The following is a 16,205-nucleotide window of genomic DNA, read 5'->3' on the forward strand; positions in this document are numbered from 1 at the left end:
TTAGTTGGGGAATGACCGAGGGGTTCCACCCCTCGGCTCCCCGGCAGGGGCGCCGCCCCCATTCCTCCTTTGGCACCCCGCCAAAGGCCGAAAGGCCCTTGGAACCCAATAATTGGCGCTTCACCTTGTCAGGTGGGGTGCCATTTTCATGATAAAAATCAATGGAAAAGACCTTTCCAAGGTCAGTGCCAAACTGATGGGGTGCAGGGGCCTTTCGGCTCCTGGCGGGGGTCCCAAAGGAGGATGGGCGGCGGAGCCCCCTGGGTCTTGGCCACGCCACCCCTGGCCGTCCCCGCCTCCCCGCCTCATATTGCCTGCAACCGCACTCTCTTTCCCGAGGGGCTCATGAGCCAGACTTTACTCCCTGTGACCGTGCTGACCGGCTATCTCGGTGCCGGCAAGACGACCCTGCTGAACCGCATCCTGACGGAGCAGCACGGCAAGAAATACGCCGTGGTGATCAATGAGTTCGGTGAGCTGGGCGTGGACAACGACCTCGTGGTGGATGCCGACGAGGAAGTGTTCGAGATGAACAACGGCTGCATCTGCTGCACCGTGCGCGGCGACCTGATCCGCATCATCAACGGTCTGGTGAAGCGCAAGGGCCAGCTTGACGGCATCATCATCGAGACGACGGGCCTGGCCGACCCCGCCCCGGTCGCCCAGACCTTCTTCGCCGACGACGATGTGAAGAAGGCCGCGAAGCTGGACAGCATCGTGACGGTGGTGGACGCGAAGAACCTGATCGCCCGCCTGGCCGACAGCAAGGAGGCCGAGGAGCAGATCGCCTTCGCCGACCTGATCGTGCTGAACAAGATGGACCTGGTGAGCGCGGAGGAAGCGGCCGAGGTCGAGCGCCGCATCCGCGCCATCAACCCCTGGGCCGAGCTGCTGCACAGCGTGAAGTCCGACGTGCCCATCGCCTCCGTGCTGGGGCGTGAGAGCTTCAACCTGGAAAAGGTGCTGGAGCGCGAGCCGGAATTCCTGTCCGGCGAGGACCACCACAGCCATGACAGCGAGGTGATGAGCATCTCGCTCTCCACCGACAAGCCGCTGGACCCGGAGCGCTTCAACGCCTGGATCGGCCAGGTGCTGGCCGCCAAGGGGCAGGACCTGCTGCGCACCAAGGGCATCCTGGCCTATCAGGGCGATGACCGGGTCTTCGCCTTCCAGGCGGTGCACATGCTGGCCGATGGCGATTTCATCCGCGACTGGAAGGCGGGCGAGCCGCGCGTCAGCCGCATCGTCTTCATCGGCCGCGACCTGAACCGCCCGCAGCTGCGCCGCGGCTTCGAGGCCTGCGCGGCCGAGGCCGCGACCAGCGCCTATGAGACCGAGCTGGCCCGCTGGAGCCCGCCGGCTTGAGCGCGACCTATCAGCCCGAATTCCTGATCGACACGCGCGGGCAGGTGAAGGAGACGGAGGCCTATGTGGTGGGCCTCGGCTTCTGCCGGAAGACGGGCGCGCTGGGCGCGGGGCTGGGCGACGGCACCGTGCGCATCGGCCCGGACCTCACGCCCCATCAGGCGCATGAGGGCGCGGTGCTGGCCTTCACCCCCGACGCCAAGGCCGGCTTCCTGACCGGCGGCGACGATGGCCGGCTGGTGACCACCGCCGAGGAGGCGGTGACGCTGGCCAAATACGGCTCTCGCTGGGTGGAGCAGGTGGCGGCGCACCCGGATGGGCTGCGCGCGGCCAGCGTGGGCAAGGCGCTGCATTTGCTGGATGCGAAGGGCGAGGCGCTGAAAAGCCTGACGCATCCTTCCACCGTCGCGGGCATCGCCTTCGACGCGAAGGGCAAGCGGGTGGCGGCCAGCCATTACAACGGCGCCTCCCTGTGGTTCGTGAACGCGAAGGAGGACAAGGCCCGCTTCCTGGAATGGAAGGGCAGCCACGCCGCCATCGCCTTCAGCCCGGACGGCACCCATGTGGTGACCGCCATGCAGGAAAACGCGCTGCATGGCTGGCGCCTGGCCGATGGCCAGCACATGCGCATGTCGGGCTATCCCTCCAAGACGCGCAGCATGGGCTTCACGGCCAAGGGGCGCTGGCTGGCGACCTCGGGGGCTGAATCCGTGGTGCTGTGGCCGTTCTTCGGCGGCGGGCCGATGGGCAAGGCACCGACGGAGCTGGCGGGCGGCGATGGCGTGTTCTGCTCCGCGCTCGCCTGCCACCCGCAGCATGAGGTGGTGGCGGCGGGCTTCGAGGATGGGCTGGTGCTGATCGCGGAAGTGGCCTCGGGCAAGATCCTGCCGGTGGCGCCGCCGGCGGGGGCGCCGGTTTCCGCCATGGCGTGGAACGCGGCGGGCACGCAGCTGGCTTTCGGCACGGAAAAGGGATTGATCGGATGGCTGGACTTCTCGGCGCGGTGAAGCCGCTGGAAACGTCGATGATGCGCATGCCGTCCATCGGCCTGGGCACCTGGCCGATGAAGGGCGCGGAATGCGAGGTGGCGGTGGAGGGGGCGCTCGGCCTCGGCTATCGCCACCTCGACACCGCCGAGATGTACGGCAACGAGGTGGAGGTGGGGCGCGGCCTCAGGGCCTCCGGCCTGGCGCGCGAAGATGTGTTCGTCACCACCAAGGGCTGGTGGGACAAGACCACCGGCCCGGCCCTGCGCGCCGCCGCCGAGGCGAGCCTGGAGCGCCTCGGCACCCCCTATGTGGACCTGTACCTGATCCACTGGCCCTCGCCGGCCATGGACCTGCCGGGCCTGCTGGAGGCACTGGCGAAGCTGCGCCAGGATGGGCTGGCCAAGGCCGTGGGCGTGGCGAATTTCCCGGCCGGGCTACTGACCCGCGCGCTGGCGCTGAACATCGCGCCCATCGCCTGCGACCAGGTGGAGCACCACGCGCTGCTGGGCCAGGACAAGCTGCTGAAGGTGTGCGCCGCGCATGACGTGGTGCTGACCAGCTACACGCCGCTGGGCAAGGGCAAGGTCGGCGAGCACCCGGTTGTGGCGGGCATCGCCGCCCGGCTGGGGGTGGCGCCCGGGCAGGTGGCGCTGGCCTATGCGCTGGCGCAGGGGCCGCGGCATGGCGCGAAGGTCGCCGTGATCCCGAAGGCGGCGGGTGCCGCGCGGCAGACGGAAAACCTGGGCGCGGCGGGCGTGACGCTGACGCAGGCCGATCTGGCGGCGATCGACGCCCTGCCGAAGGACCAGCGGATGGTGAACCCGGATTTCCGGCCGGACTGGGAAGACTGAAACCTTCCCTTGAACCCGCTTGCGCGGCCCCCCAACCTTGGGCCATAGCCGCGCGAGCACACGGAAAAGGATTGCACCATGGCCGAGACCGATGAGGACGACACCCCCGACCTCGGCGTTCCGCTGGAGGTGGTGGCCACCATCGCCGAGCTTCTCTCCGCCCTGGAGGAAGACGACGATGAGGAGCTGGACCTGGATGACGACGACGAGGACGGCGAAGCCGAGGATGACGACGACGCCGACGATGAGCTGACGCCGGAACTTGTCGAGGAAATCATCAACGAGCTGACCGAGGACGAGCAGGCCGCCCTGGTGGCCCTGGCCCTGGTCGGCCGTGGCGACCATGAGGCCGAGGAGTGGGAGGCCGCCGTGAAGGCCGCCGCCGCCCGCAACCGCCGCGCCGATCCGGCCCAGTATCTGCTGGGCATGGAAGGTGCCGGTGAGCTGCTGGAGGAAGGCCTGGCCGCCTTCGGCATCGACATCGCGGATATCGAGCGGTGAAAGGCTTGAACGGCGGGCGGGCCCGGCCCATCCTGGCAACCATGCGCGCCATGCCGTTCCTGCTGCTGCTGCTGACCTCCGCCTTGGCCCCCGGCCTGGCTTCCGCCCAGAGCTGGCCGAACGACGGCGGCATCGGGCGGGACAATTTCCGCGGTGCCGTCGGCGCCTTCGACCGTTTCGCCGCCAATGACGACCCCGTGCCCCGGGGCGAGGAAGCGCGCGAGGCGGTGGGCGGCATTCTGGGCGCCGCCCGGGAATGGGTGGAACGCCAGACCGACAAGATCGGTGAGCGGGACCGCGACGTCTCGCCGTATTTCAACCTTCGCCGGGAATGGGAAGGCGACCTGATTCGTCGCCGTTGATGACCATGCGCCTTCTGTTCGCTCTGCCTGTCCTGCTGCTGGCCGCCTGCGGGGACACCGCGCCGCCGCCCGCCAGCGCCACCGCCGGCGTGCCGCCGCCCCCGCCCTCGCGCTATGACGGCGGCTGGGCCGGCACCATGGTGCGCGCCTTCGCGGTCGAGCGCGCGGCCTGCGGGCCGGAATCCTTCCCCATCCGCATGCGCATCGCCCAGGGGCGCGCCATTTCCGCCCTGCCGGGCCAGGGCGAGGCGCGGGGCACCGTGCTGAACGACAACACCCTGACCCTGCGCGGCAATCTGGACGCGGCGGAGCGCGCCCCGGGCCGCTTCACCGACCAGGGCTTCATCGCCCGCTACCAGACGCGCAACTGCGCCTGGGATATCCGGATGACCCGCTCCGGCGACTGACCCGCCCCTTCACGGATCCAACGCATGACCGAAGCCCTTTCCTCCGAAGCGCTGGACCAGCTCTTCCGCACCGCGCGCACCCAGAACAGGTGGCAGGACAAGCCCGTCACCGACGAGCAGATCCAGGAACTGTACGAGCTGCTGAAATGGGGCCCGACCAGCGCCAACAGCAGCCCCGCGCGCTTCGTCTTCATCCGCACGCCGGAAGCCAAGGCGAAGCTGAAGGCGGCGCTGTCGGCCGGCAACATCGAGAAGACGATGACCGCGCCCGTGACCGTGATCGTGGCGCATGACCCGAAATTCTACGACCAGCTTCCCGCGCTGTTCCCGCATGCGGATGCCAAGCCCTGGTTCAGCGGCAACTACACGCTGGCCGAGCAGACCGCCTTCCGCAACGGCAGCCTGCAGGGCGCCTATCTGATGCTGGCCGCCCGCGCGATGGGGCTGGATGTCGGCGCGATGAGCGGCTTCGACGCCGCGAAGATCGAGGAAGTCTTCCTGACCGAGACCGGCTGGAAGGCGAATTTCCTGGTCAACCTGGGCTATGGCGACGCGGAAGGCGTGCATGAGCGCCTGCCGCGCCTGGGCTTCTACGAAGCCTGCCAGCTGGTGTAAGGCGCCGGGGGGCCCGGCGCCCCCCGTTTCACATCTTCGGATAGTTCGACGGGAACAGCGCGCGGCGCGTCTCCTCGTCCACATCGCGCTTGAAGGCGTGGCCCTTGCCCACCAGCCGCGCGCGTTCCACCGCGGGCCTGGCCTCGATCGCGGCGAACCAGCGGGCGATGTTGGGGTAATCCTCCAGCGGGTTTTCCTTGCCTTTCATCACCCGCGCCGCGCGGTCGATCCAGCCCCAGGCGGAGATGTCGGCGATGGTGTAGCGATCGCCCACGATCCAGTCCCGCCCGGCCAGATGGTCTTCCAGCACCTGGTAGTGGCGCTCCGCTTCCCGCCGGTAGCGGTTGATGGCGTAGGGGATCTGCTCTGGCGCCGAGAGCTGGAAATGCACCGCCTGGCCGGAAAACGGGCCGAGCCCGGTGGCCACGAACATCAGCCAGGACAGCAGCTCCCCCCGATCCTCCGGCGCGCCCAGGAAGCGGCCGGCCTTTTCGGCCAGGTACAGCAGCATGGCGGTGGAATCGAACACCCGGCCGCCGTCGCTGTCCAGCATGGCGGGCACCTTGCCATTGGGGTTGATGGCGCGGAATTCCGGGCTGTGCTGCTCGCCCTTGCTGGTGTCCACCGGCACCAGCTCATAGGGCAGGCCGGTTTCCTCCAGCAGCAGCGCCACCTTCACGGGGTTGGGGGTGGGGTGGAAATAGAAGCGGATCATGCCGCGGTCTCCGCCAGCGCGGCGAGCATGGCGGCGGGGTCCATGCGGCGGCGGTAATCCAGTTCGATATCGGCCACCGCCACCCGCCCATCGGCGCCGATCAGGAAGCTGGCGGTGATCGGCAGTTCCCAGCTCTCATCGCCGTTGAAGCCCGGCAGGGGCTTGCCATTGGCCGTCAGCGCCGCGCGCACTTCCATGGGCATGGAATAGACCAGGCCGAATTGCCGGGCGACGGCGTTGCCCACGTCGCTCAGCACCGGGAAGGCGAGTTCGTTCTTCTCGGCCGTGGTCAGCGAGGCATCGGGCATCTGCGGGGAGATCGCCAGCAGCGTGGCGCCGGCGGCCTGGATGGCCGGCAATTGCCGCTGCCAGGCGCGCAGTTGCAGGTTGCAGTACGGGCACCAGCCGCCGCGATAGAAGATGACGAAGGCCGGGCCGCGCGCCAGCACGTCGGCCAGGGACACGCGCATGCCCGTGGCGTCCGGCAGGGTGAAGGCCGGGGCCATCGCCCCCACGGCCAGGGCCTGTTCCTTGGGGAAGGTCGCGCGCAGTTCCTCGACCTTGGCGGTGTAGAGCGCGGCGCGCTCGGCGGGGGCGGTGCGCTCGAATTCGGCGCGCAGCGCGTCCAGCTCCTGTTGCAGGGCCATGGGGTGTTCCTTGTGAAGCGATTGCTACAAAACAGGGATTGAAAATCCCCCCTCCCGCCGGAAGGGGGGCGAAGGTTCAGCGGCCGACGGAGGCGGCGGTCTGCCCGAACAGCAGCGCGGCGGAGGCGGCGTTGACGGTCGGCGTGGTGTTCACCTCATCCGCCCTGGCATAGGCGCGGATGGTGGCGGGGCGGGCGCGGATGGCCTCGAACCAGCGGTGCAGGTTCGGGAAATCCTCCAGCTTCTGGCCCTGGCGGGTGTACGGCACGATCCAGGGATAGATCGCCATGTCCGCGATGGAATAATCGGCCCCGGCGACGAAGGGGCGGTCCGCCAGGCGCTTGTTCAGCACGCCATACAGGCGGCCCGTTTCGTTCACATAGCGGTTGATGGCGTAGGGGATCTTCTCCGGCGCGTACTGGCTGAAATGGTGGTTCTGCCCGGCCATGGGGCCGAGGCCGCCCATCTGCCAGAACAGCCATTGCAGCACCTCCGCCCGGGCCGCGACCTGGCTGGCGGGCGGGATGAAGCGGCCGGTCTTGTCGGCCAGATACAGCAGCATCGCCCCGCTCTCGAACAGGGAGACGGGGGCGCCGCCGCCGGCGGGCTCATGGTCCACCAGGGCGGGGATGCGGTTGTTGGGGGCGATGGCCAGGAATTCGGGGGCGAACTGCTCGCCCTTGGAGATGTTGACCGGAATGATGCGGTAATCGAGGCCCGCTTCCTCCAGGAACATGGTCAGCTTATGGCCGTTGGGGGTGGTCCAGTAATACAGGTCGATCAAGGCTCAGTGCTCCCGTTCGGGGGTGTCCAGCAGGGCGAGCGCCTGGCGGGCGGCGCCTTGCAGCAGGGCGGCTTCGGGGCGCGCGCGCGACAGCACGCGCAGCCCCATCACCGTGGTCAGGAACAGCCGGCCCAGATCCTCGGCAGGATGGGCGCGGCTGATGGTGCCGGCGGCCTGGCCGGCCGCGGCGCAGCGGGCGAAGAAGCCTTCCAGCTCTCGCAGGCGCCCGGCCACCACGGCGCCCACGCCGGGGTCGTGGGGCGCCACCTCCACCGCCGAATTCACCAGCATGCAGCCGCGCGGGTCCGCGAGGGAGCGCGCGACGATCTCCTCCAGGAAGGCCTCGATGGCGGCGCGGGGCGGCAGGCCGGCCTCCAGGCGCCGGATGCGCTCACGCATGCTGCCGTCCAGGTAGCGGTCCAGGCATTGGGTGAACAGCGCGTGCTTGTCGCCGAAGGCATTGTACAGGCTGGCGGGGCCGAGCCCCATCGCCTGCCCCAGATCGCGCACGGAGGTGGCGGTATAGCCGTGCCGCCAGAAATGGTCGGTGGCGGCATCCAGGGCGGCGGTTTCGTCGAAGGCGCGAGGTCGGGACATTATGGAGCGGACGCTACATAACCCCACGCACCCTGGCAAGTGTGGTAACCTCGCCCCACCCCGCGGGTTGTCTTCCCGCCCCTGAAGGAGACACCCGCTGATCCGCCTTCTTACGCTGCTGTCCGCCACGGCGCTGGTGGTGCTGGGCGCGCTGGTCCTGGCGCTGCCGGGCATCGAGCTGGCGCCCTATGCGCAGGGCTGGCTCTCCGCCCAGGCGGGGCGGCGCGTCAGCCTGGCCAGCCTGCGCGTGACGCCGGGCCTGACCACGCGGCTGGAGCTGCGGGACGCCCGCCTGGCCAATATCCCCGGCGGCACGCGGGCGGAGATGCTGCACGTGCCGCATCTGCGCGCCGCCCTGGCGCTGATGCCCCTGCTGCAAGGCCGGCTGGAGCTACGGGAGGTGGAGGCCGAGGGGGCCTCCCTGCTGCTGGAACGCGACGAGGAGCGGCGCGGCAACTGGCAGGGCCCCCGCCAGACGCGGCCCGCCGGCCCCAGCGGCCGCGATGGCGGCTGGTTCGTCGGCCTGCTGCGCCTGGCGGGTTCCGAGATCATCCTGCGCACCAGCAGCGGCAACACCCTGACGATCGGCCTGGAGCAGGCGGAGGTGCTGGCCGCCAGCCCCGCCGCCCCCGTGCGCCTGCACGCCCGCGGCCGCTACAACGCCCTGCCCGTGGCCTTGCAGGGAGAGCTGGGCAGCTTCGACACGCTGGCCCAGGCGCGCCGCCCCTTCCCGATGCATCTGCGCGCGCAGTCCCGCCAGACGCAGCTGATGCTGGAGGCCACGGCCGCGGACCCGCTGAACTTCGACCATTGGCAGGGCCGGCTGGAGGCGCGGGCGCCGGACCTCGCGGCCCTGCTGCGGGATTTCGGCGTGGAGGACGGGCCCGCCACCACCCTGGAACTGACCGGCCAGGCCAGCCGCGCCGGCGATGTCTGGACCCTGGCCCAGGCCAGCGGCGCCCTGGCGGGAGAGGCGCTGTCGGTGCCGCTGCTGCGCCTGACGGAAGGGCTGCCCGGCACCGCGGACAGCGTGGCGGCGGAGGTGGACGCCACCAAGCTGGACCTGAACCGCATCCTGGGCCGCCCCGCCGGCCCCGTGCCGGACCGCGACGCCGATACCCCCCTGCGGGTGGACCCCAACCCCGACCCGCGCCTGCAGGTGCGGGCGAGCGCCACCGAATTGCTCTATGGCGAATGGCGCGCGCAGCAGGCCGCGCTGCGGCTGGAGGTCGCGCCCGGCCGCATCACGCTGGAACAGGCGGCGGGCACCATCGCCGGCGCGCGCCTGCAAGCCGCCGCCGAGGCCCGCGCCCTGCCCGAGGGCGCGGCCGTGGAGGCTAGCCTGACCATGGCCAATGCCCGGCTGGACACGCTGCGCCAGCTGCCGGGCATCCGCTCCCTGCCGCTGGATGGCGCGGTGCAGGCGCAGGCCAGCCTGTCCATGCGCGGGGCGACGGTGCGCCAGGCGCTGCGCGGCGCCTATGGCACCACGGTGCTGAGCATGCGCGACGGCACCATCGACCGCGCGGTGATCGAGGCGGCCTCGACCGATCTGCGCGCGCTGTTCCGCACCGCGCCGGGCCGCACGCGGCTGCGCTGCGCCCTGGCGGTGCTGGTGGTGCGGGAGGGGCGGGGCCGCGTGGCGCCGCTGCGGCTGCGCGCCGATACCGGCACGGTGGGCGGCAGCGCCCTGTTCGACCTCAACCGCCGGCAATTCGAGCTGGCCGTCCGCAGCCAGCGCGACAGCACGGATTTCCTGGCGCTGGACCTGCCGGTGCGGGTGTATGGCAGCTTCGCCGCGCCCAGCGTGGGGCTGGGGGAACGCGGGGATATCCCGGGCGATGGCGCCATCCCGCTGCCCGATAGCCTGCGGGAGGCGGTGCGGCGGAGCGGGTGCTGAGGTTGGCAGGGGCGGCGCCCCCGCCTCACCGCAGCTGCGGGTTGTCGAAGCGCGGGTCCCGATACCGCCCCAGCGCCGCGTCCAGCGCGCGGGCCAGGTCGCGCTTGTCGTCCTCCGCCAGGAAGCGCCCCACCTCCATCCGCCGGTGGCGTTCCTGCACGAACAGGCGGGAGTGCGGCGGTGCCTCCAGCAGCACGCGCGTCCAGTAGGGGGCGAAATCCGCCTGTTCGGCGCGGCCCCGGCCATCGGTGCGGCGCACGCGCAGGGTCGCTTCCGTCAGGGTGATGCGTTCCTGCGCGCGGGCGGCGTGGCGGCGATGCAGGGCGAACAGCAGCACGACCAGCCCGGCCTCCAGCCCCATGAAGCCCATGACCGGCCAGGCGCCGATCAGCGCGAACAGCACCGCCGACACGGCGATGCCGGCCATCAGCAGCCCCAGCACCAGGCGCTGGCCCTGACGGTTCAGGCTCTGCGCCGGGGCGGTGACGGCTTCAAACAGCAGGGTGGGCGGGCTATCGGACATGGACCCTTGAAAGATGCGTCGGACCATGCCGCGTGCAACCCCGAAAAAGTCACCCCTGCATGGCACGGCGGAGGCCCCGCGCCGCGCCCGCGCCATGAGCCGCGACCAGGTGGCCCATTTCATCCGCGCCCTGGCCCAGGTGAACCCGGCGCCGGAGACGGAGCTGCTCTACACCGACAGCTTCTCCCTGCTGGTGGCGGTGGTGCTGTCGGCGCAGACGACGGATGCCGCGGTGAACAAGGTCACGCCCGGCCTGTTCGCGGCCGCCCCCACCCCGGCGGCCATGGCCGCGCTGGGGGCGGAGGGCATCGGCCGCCACATCCGCACCATCGGGCTGTGGCAGGCCAAGGCGAAGAACGTGGCGGCGCTGGCGGCCCAGCTGGTGGAACGCCACAACGGCCAGGTGCCCGAGGACCGGGAGGCGCTGGAAGCCCTGCCGGGTGTGGGCCGCAAGACCGCGAATGTGGTGCTGAACGTGGCCTTCGGGCAGCCGACCATGGCGGTGGACACGCATATCTTCCGCATCGGCAACCGCACCGGCCTGGCCCCGGGCAAGAATGTGCGGGAGGTGGAGGACGGGCTGATCCGCCGCATCCCGCCCGATCTGCTGCGGGATTCCCACCACTGGCTGATCCTGCACGGGCGCTACATCTGCAAGGCGCGACGGCCGGACTGCTGGCGCTGCCCGGCCATCGCGTGGTGCAACTACAAGGACAAGGTCCTCACGCCTCACCAGCCATAGGGGCCGGTGCCGAAGCTGAGGCCCCACCAGGGCCCGTAGAACGGCACCGGGTCGGGCGGCGCGACCAGCACGGAGGGCGGATAGGCATAGGCCGAGACAGGCGGGCGTGCCGTGGGCGTGCCCTGCACCTGATGGCCCGCCGCGCTCATGCACTGGGCATAGGCGATGTCGTAGTTCCGCTGCAGCGTATAGGGGTTCCGCGCGGGCGGGGGCGCCACGGGGTTGGGGGGCGGCGTGCCCTCCGGCGGCAGGCTGGGCGCGATGGCGGCGGAGGCCGCGGCGCGGCAACTCGTCTCCTCGCGCCGGAACTGGTCATAGTTGGTGCCGGCGCGCGGCAGGGCCAGGATGCTGGGCCCGCTGGGCGGGGGCGGCAGGGCGCAGGCGGCCGGCAGCAGCACGGCCCCCAGGGCGGCGAAACGGGCGATGGGTCGCATGAGCTATCCTCCTGCGGGAAAGAATACGCCTTCATGCAACGCTGTGCAGCGTCCAAAGCTTCAGCTTTACGTGCCGGGGCGGACAGGCAACACTTCTTCACGATAAGGGCCCGCCAAAAGGGCCCGCATGGAGGAAACGCGATGCTCACCCGACGTGCCGCCTTCGCGGCGCCGCTTCTGGGCGTGCCCATTCTGGCCACCCCCACCATCGCCCGCGCCGAGACCTGGCCCCAGCGCCCGATCAGCCTGCTGGTGGGCTTCGCGCCCGGCGGCGGCACGGACATCATCGCCCGCGCCCTGCAACCCGCCCTGCAGGAGGATCTGGGCCAGGCGGTGGCGATCGAGAACCGGCCCGGTGCCTCCGGCACGCTGGCGGCCGCCGCCTGCGCCCGCGCGCGGCCCGATGGCTATACCATGCTGATGACCACCGTCAGCGCCAGCGCGGTGGTGCCGCCGCACATGAACCCGCAGCCCTTCGACATCATCCGCGACCAGAAGCCGGTGGTGCTGTGCGGCACCGTGCCGCTGGTGGCGGTGGTGCCCAACACCTCGCCCGCCAACACCTTCCAGGAATTCCTGGCCCACGCGAAGGCGAACCCGGGGAAGCTGAACTACTCGTCCTCCGGCGTCGCCAGCCAGCAGCACCTGGCGGCCGAGATCCTCTCGGCCCAGGCCGGGCTGTCCATGACGCATGTGCCCTTCCGCGGCACCGGCCAGGCGGTGAACGAGATCCTGGCCGGGCGCATCGACATCGCCTTCGACACGCTGCCCACCTATCTGCCGCATATCCGTGGCGGTCGGCTGCGGGCCCTGGCCACCACCATGCCCCAGCGCGTGGAATGGCTGCCGGATGCGCCGACCGTGGCTGAGAGCGGCTTCCCGGGCTTCAACTGCAATGTCTGGTACATGTGGATCGCGCCCCCCGGCACGCCGGACGCGGTGACGGAGCGCATGAACCAGGCCGTGAACCGCGCCCTGGCCGACCCCGGGCTGCGCGGGCGGGTGGCGGCGGCGGGCTTCATCCCCGGCGGCGGCAGCCAGGCCGATGCGGCCAAGCTGCTGCGCGACGACGCGGCGCGCTATGCGGCGGCGATCCGGGGGGCGAATATCCGGCTGGATTAGCTAAACCACCTTGTCGCTGATCACCTGCGGCACCGGCACGGTGGCGGCGAAGCTCGGCCGCTGTTCCAGCCGGTCCGACAGGGCGGCCAGGTTGGGGTGGTCCCGCCGCCAGGGCTGTTCGGGAAAGCGCACGTCCAGATAGCGCAGCACGGTGCCCGCCGCGATGTCCGCCAGGCCGAAGCGGTCGCCCACCATCCATTCCCGATCGCCCGCGATGCCGGCCAGCGCCCGCAGCCCGCCATCCACCTTGCGGCGCTGGCGGGCGATCCATTCCGCGCTCTGCTGCTCGGCCGGGCGGTGGCGTTCCCAGAACAGCAGCACCACCGCGTCGCAGATGCCGTCCGCGATCACCTCCACCTGGCGGGCGGCCAGCACCTGCTCGATGCCGCCGCCGGGCAGCAGGCTGGGCTGGGGCCAGCGGGCCTCGATTACCTCCAGGATGAAGCGGCTTTCATAGACGCTGCCGCCATCCTCGAAGATCAGCACCGGCAGCTTTTCCAGCGGGTTGTATTGCGGGGTCTGGGTGGTGCTGTTCCAGGGCACCTCGGTGATGAGTTGGAAGGGCACGTCCTTTTCCGCCAGGGCGATGCGCACCTTGCGGGCATAGGGGCTGGGGGTGGCGCTGATCAGCTTCATCATCGGCGGGGTCCTTGCTAGACTGCCCTGGTGGACCGTGTATCGTATACGAAACACGGTATCTGCGAGGTCGCACAGCCGCAGGAGGCCCGTCAAGCCGTGATTTCCAAGGTCGCCCCCACCCCCCAGATCACCGACACGGTCTACGAGACCCTGCGCGAGGCGATCTGCGACGGCGTGCTGGCCCCGGATACCCGCCTGATCCAGGACGAGCTGGCGGAACGGCTCGGCACCTCTCGCCAGCCGGTGCACCTGGCCATGCAGCAGCTGAAAAAGGAGGGATTCCTGGTGGAGGCCGGCCGGCGCGGCCTGGTGGTGGCGCCGCTGGACCGGGGCTTCGCCGCCGAATTGTACGAGATGCGCGCGGCGCTGGACGCCGCCGCCGCCATCGCCGCCGCCCGCCACGCCAGCCCCGCGGACCGCGCGCGCGGCGAACGGATCATCTGCGAGGGCCGCGCCGCCGTGGCCGAGGGCGACCTGGCCGCCATGGCCTCGGCCGATTTCGCCTTTCATGACTTCATCTACACGCTGGGCGGCAACCGGCTGATCGCCCAGACGGCGCGGATGAACTGGCACCATGTCCGCCGCAGCATCATGCTGCTGGCCGGGGAGCCCACGAAGCTCGGCCCCTTCTGGGACGAGCACGACCAGATCCTGCAGGCCGTGGCCAGCCGCGACCCCGATGCGGCGGCCCAGCTGGCCCAGCACCATGCCATCGCCTCCGCCCGCATCCTGGCCAGGGGGCTGGAAGCACAGGACGAAAAGGCCCGCGCATAACAGTTGCGCGGCGGCCTGTTCCGCGATTATCCACGCCTATGCATTGCATGAAGGCCCTGCTCATCGCGCTGGGGTTGTGCTGGGCCCTGCCCGCCACGGCCCAGACCCGCGTGGTCGTGCCCGAGGGCAGCCGCGTGGTCGTGCCCCCGCGCGGCGGCGCCATGCCCCACGCCACCCGCGCCCGCCGCGCGCCCACGGCCCCCCAGGGCGAACCCTGGCGCGGCGGCAGCCGCACCGCCGGGCGCGGCAACTTCACCGAGGACGAAGGCTTCTCCTCGGGCGGCACCGGGCTGGCCGTGCCCTTGGCCATCCTGCCCCTGGCGGCCGCGGCGGCCCTGGCCACCACCCTGCCGGGCGGGGGCGGCAGCACCTCCGCCCCGGCCAGGACGCGATAGCGCGCCTCAGTCGTAGACGAGGGCCATCGTCTCCGCGACCAGGCAGGGGCGGTCCTGGCCTTCCAGTTCCATTTCGTTGGCCATGGTCACGCGCACGCCGCCCTTGATGGGTTCCACCCCCGCGATGGACAGGTGCAGGCGCACCCGGCTGCCGGCCGGCACGGGTGAGGTGAAGCGCACCTTGTTGCTGCCGTAGTTGATGGAGCGGCTGCGGTTCTTCACGCGATAGATGCTGGGCGTCAGCCGCGGCAGCAGGGAGACGGTGAGGTAGCCGTGGGCGATGGTCTTGCCGCCGGGCATTTCCTTGGCCGCGCGTTCCACGTCCACATGGATCCATTGATGGTCGCCGGTGGCCTCGGCGAACAGGTCGATGGTCTTCTGGTCCACGGTGAACCATTCGCTGCTGCCCAGCTTCTTGCCCACCCATTCGGCGATGGCGCTGGGGTTTTCGATCTCGATCATGCTTGTTCCTCCTGCGGGCGCAGGCTGCATGGCGGGGGCGGCTTCGTCCAGGGGCCGCACTTTTCCCAAGTGGCGAAAGGTTTTGTTTACCCGGCGCGAATCACACTCGGGCTGCCCGGCAGGATGTCCGGGTGGCCATTCGTCAACCTGTCCGGTTGGCATGCGCGCCGGCTTGCCGGGGGCGCTTTGTCAGCCGGGCCCTGCCCTGGGAAAAGCCCATGCCGTTGAACTCCATCAACACCAATATGGGTGCCATGGTGGCGCTGCAGTCACTCAACCGCACCAACGATGAGTTGGCGGGGGTGCAGAAGCGCGTCTCCACCGGCTATCGCGTCGCCGATGCCAAGGATGACGGCGCGGCCTTCGCGGTGGCCGAGCGCATCCGGGGCGACATGGCGGCCACCACCTCCGCCAACCAGCAGCTGGGCGGCGTGAAGGGCTTGCTGGAGGTGACGAACGCCTCGCTCAGCAATGTCTCCACCGCGCTGAACAAGCTGAAGGAGATCACGGTGAAGCTGGCGGACGGCGCCATCACCGCCGAGCAGCGCACCCAGTACCAGGCCCAGGTGAAGGAGCTGACGAACAACATCAAATCCTTCGTCACCGATGCCAGCTACAACGGGCTGAACGTGCTGAATGACCCGACGACGCTGGCGGTGAAGGTCGTCAGCAACGGGCAGGGGGGCTACTACACCTTCTCCGGCTACAGCGCGCAGACCAACATCTACAACGGCATTTCGAATGCCAACGCCTATACCACGGGCGGCGCGGCGGCGGCGCTGACCACGACGGGCGCGGTCTCCACCGCCATCACCAACACGCTGACGCAGCTGAACAATTTCGGCAGCTACTCGAACTACATCGACAGCCAGATCAACTACAACAAGAACATCCTGGACGCGCAGGAAAGCGGCATGGGCGCGCTGGTCGATGCGGACCTGGCCAAGGAATCCGCGCGGCTGCAGGCCTTGCAGATCCGCCAGCAGCTGGGCAGCCAGGCGCTGGGCATCGCCAACCAGTCGCCCCAGCTGCTGCTGAGCCTGTTCAAGTAAGGGCGGCGACCGCCCCCGGTCTTACTGAATGACCGGCGGCGGGGGCAGCGGCGCCAGCCCCGCCGGGGCCTGCGGCACGCTGGCCGCCCCGCGTGAAGGCGAGGCCACCGGCTGCAACGCGCTGCGCGCGCCGGGCAGGGGCTGGAAGCCCGAAGGTGCCGCGGCGGGTGCCGCCAACGGCACGGCCGAAACCGGCGCGGCGGCGGGCAGCGGTGCGCCACCGGCCAGCGGGCTCTGCAACGCCGCGAAACCACCGGACGGAACCGAGGACCCGGCGGGCGCGGCCGCCGGCAGAGTGGCGGCGCGCGGATGCTCCGCGAAGCGCGGCG

The 16,205-nt window shown here is 70.4% G+C and carries 21 protein-coding genes and 1 pseudogene; 13 read left to right on the plus strand and 9 right to left on the minus strand.

The features are described from left to right. Window positions 1–345: 345 nt before the first annotated feature. The 7 genes from GT007_RS17940 to GT007_RS17970 all read left to right on the plus strand — a co-directional run bounded on the left by GT007_RS17940 (window position 346) and on the right by GT007_RS17970 (window position 5,090). Window positions 346–1,365: a CobW family GTP-binding protein gene (locus GT007_RS17940; RefSeq protein ID WP_160123035.1), complete on the plus strand. Its 1,020-nt coding sequence runs from the start codon at window positions 346–348 to the stop codon at window positions 1,363–1,365. Continuing rightward, complete coding sequence (locus GT007_RS17945; RefSeq protein ID WP_160123036.1) at window positions 1,362–2,372, plus strand: WD40 repeat domain-containing protein; 1,011 nt, start codon at window positions 1,362–1,364, stop codon at window positions 2,370–2,372. Before GT007_RS17940 ends, GT007_RS17945 begins: the two co-directional genes overlap by 4 nt. After that, window positions 2,348–3,205 carry an aldo/keto reductase gene (locus GT007_RS17950; RefSeq protein ID WP_201451973.1) on the plus strand — a complete coding sequence of 286 codons (858 nt, stop codon included), beginning with the start codon at window positions 2,348–2,350 and terminating at the stop codon, window positions 3,203–3,205. Before GT007_RS17945 ends, GT007_RS17950 begins: the two co-directional genes overlap by 25 nt. A gap of 78 nt (window positions 3,206–3,283) precedes the next feature. Continuing rightward, window positions 3,284–3,706, plus strand: coding sequence for a DUF3775 domain-containing protein (locus GT007_RS17955; RefSeq protein ID WP_160123037.1), 423 nt, complete (start codon window positions 3,284–3,286; stop codon window positions 3,704–3,706). A gap of 41 nt (window positions 3,707–3,747) precedes the next feature. Further along, on the plus strand, window positions 3,748–4,068 hold the full coding sequence (locus GT007_RS17960; protein WP_160123038.1) for a hypothetical protein: 321 nt from the start codon (window positions 3,748–3,750) through the stop codon (window positions 4,066–4,068). Further along, entirely contained in the window at window positions 4,068–4,475 is a 408-nt protein-coding gene (locus GT007_RS17965) for a hypothetical protein (protein WP_160123039.1), read from the plus strand. The genes GT007_RS17960 and GT007_RS17965 overlap by 1 nt, the downstream gene beginning before the upstream one ends. A gap of 24 nt (window positions 4,476–4,499) precedes the next feature. Continuing rightward, window positions 4,500–5,090, plus strand: a complete 591-nt coding sequence (locus GT007_RS17970) for a malonic semialdehyde reductase (RefSeq protein ID WP_160123040.1) — start codon at window positions 4,500–4,502, stop codon at window positions 5,088–5,090. 28 nt (window positions 5,091–5,118) lie between these two features. On the opposite strand, the gene GT007_RS17975 is transcribed toward GT007_RS17970, so the two are convergent. The 4 genes from GT007_RS17975 to GT007_RS17990 form a co-directional block, all read right to left on the minus strand. Then, entirely contained in the window at window positions 5,119–5,805 is a 687-nt protein-coding gene (locus GT007_RS17975) for a glutathione S-transferase family protein (protein ID WP_160123041.1), read from the minus strand. Then, window positions 5,802–6,452 carry a peroxiredoxin-like family protein gene (locus GT007_RS17980; protein WP_160123042.1) on the minus strand — a complete coding sequence of 217 codons (651 nt, stop codon included), beginning with the start codon at window positions 6,450–6,452 and terminating at the stop codon, window positions 5,802–5,804. Before GT007_RS17980 ends, GT007_RS17975 begins: the two co-directional genes overlap by 4 nt. Window positions 6,453–6,528: 76 nt before the next feature. Next, on the minus strand, window positions 6,529–7,236 hold the full coding sequence (locus GT007_RS17985) for a glutathione binding-like protein (RefSeq protein WP_160123043.1): 708 nt from the start codon (window positions 7,234–7,236) through the stop codon (window positions 6,529–6,531). A 3-nt stretch (window positions 7,237–7,239) separates the two neighbouring features. Beyond that, a complete protein-coding gene (locus tag GT007_RS17990; protein ID WP_160123044.1) occupies window positions 7,240–7,833 on the minus strand; it encodes a TetR/AcrR family transcriptional regulator in 594 nt (197 codons plus the stop codon). 118 nt (window positions 7,834–7,951) lie between these two features. On the opposite strand from GT007_RS17990, the gene GT007_RS17995 reads away from it, so the two are divergent. Next, the gene (locus GT007_RS17995) at window positions 7,952–9,733 is read left to right on the plus strand and encodes an AsmA family protein (protein WP_268894560.1); all 1,782 of its coding nucleotides are present in this window, start codon (window positions 7,952–7,954) and stop codon (window positions 9,731–9,733) included. Window positions 9,734–9,758: 25 nt separating this feature from the next. Here the strand turns inward: GT007_RS17995 and GT007_RS18000 are convergent, their stop codons facing one another. Next, window positions 9,759–10,256 carry a DUF2244 domain-containing protein gene (locus GT007_RS18000; RefSeq protein ID WP_160123046.1) on the minus strand — a complete coding sequence of 166 codons (498 nt, stop codon included), beginning with the start codon at window positions 10,254–10,256 and terminating at the stop codon, window positions 9,759–9,761. A gap of 94 nt (window positions 10,257–10,350) precedes the next feature. On the opposite strand from GT007_RS18000, the gene nth reads away from it, so the two are divergent. Next, complete coding sequence (gene nth / locus GT007_RS18005) at window positions 10,351–10,998, plus strand: endonuclease III (protein ID WP_236571739.1); 648 nt, start codon at window positions 10,351–10,353, stop codon at window positions 10,996–10,998. Here the strand turns inward: nth and GT007_RS18010 are convergent. Further along, a complete protein-coding gene (locus tag GT007_RS18010; RefSeq protein ID WP_160123048.1) occupies window positions 10,986–11,432 on the minus strand; it encodes a hypothetical protein in 447 nt (148 codons plus the stop codon). The genes nth and GT007_RS18010 overlap by 13 nt on opposite strands. A gap of 141 nt (window positions 11,433–11,573) precedes the next feature. Between GT007_RS18010 and GT007_RS18015 the strand changes: the two genes are divergently transcribed. Next, window positions 11,574–12,554: a Bug family tripartite tricarboxylate transporter substrate binding protein gene (locus tag GT007_RS18015; protein WP_160123049.1), complete on the plus strand. Its 981-nt coding sequence runs from the start codon at window positions 11,574–11,576 to the stop codon at window positions 12,552–12,554. Here GT007_RS18015 and GT007_RS18020 read toward each other — a convergent pair whose 3' ends face one another. Next, window positions 12,555–13,193 carry a glutathione S-transferase C-terminal domain-containing protein gene (locus tag GT007_RS18020; protein WP_201451974.1) on the minus strand — a complete coding sequence of 213 codons (639 nt, stop codon included), beginning with the start codon at window positions 13,191–13,193 and terminating at the stop codon, window positions 12,555–12,557. A gap of 96 nt (window positions 13,194–13,289) precedes the next feature. On the opposite strand from GT007_RS18020, the gene GT007_RS18025 reads away from it, so the two are divergent. Both GT007_RS18025 and GT007_RS18030 read left to right on the plus strand, forming a co-directional pair. Next, window positions 13,290–13,967: a GntR family transcriptional regulator gene (locus tag GT007_RS18025; protein ID WP_160123050.1), complete on the plus strand. Its 678-nt coding sequence runs from the start codon at window positions 13,290–13,292 to the stop codon at window positions 13,965–13,967. Window positions 13,968–14,014: 47 nt separating this feature from the next. Further along, window positions 14,015–14,362 (plus strand): hypothetical protein, encoded by a 348-nt coding sequence (locus tag GT007_RS18030; protein WP_160123051.1) that lies wholly within the window; start codon window positions 14,015–14,017, stop codon window positions 14,360–14,362. Between the two features lie 6 nt (window positions 14,363–14,368). Here the strand turns inward: GT007_RS18030 and GT007_RS18035 are convergent, their stop codons facing one another. Beyond that, window positions 14,369–14,824 (minus strand): MaoC family dehydratase, encoded by a 456-nt coding sequence (locus GT007_RS18035; protein WP_160123052.1) that lies wholly within the window; start codon window positions 14,822–14,824, stop codon window positions 14,369–14,371. A 218-nt stretch (window positions 14,825–15,042) separates the two neighbouring features. Between GT007_RS18035 and GT007_RS18040 the strand changes: the two genes are divergently transcribed. After that, on the plus strand, window positions 15,043–15,876 hold the full coding sequence (locus GT007_RS18040) for a flagellin (RefSeq protein WP_160123053.1): 834 nt from the start codon (window positions 15,043–15,045) through the stop codon (window positions 15,874–15,876). Between the two features lie 21 nt (window positions 15,877–15,897). Here the strand turns inward: GT007_RS18040 and GT007_RS18045 are convergent. Then, window positions 15,898–16,205 (minus strand): annotated as a pseudogene (locus tag GT007_RS18045) (hypothetical protein); the annotation flags it as partial.

Origin of the sequence: Rhodovarius lipocyclicus, from assembly GCF_009900765.1 — a bacterium.
Lineage (GTDB): Bacteria > Pseudomonadota > Alphaproteobacteria > Acetobacterales > Acetobacteraceae > Rhodovarius > Rhodovarius lipocyclicus.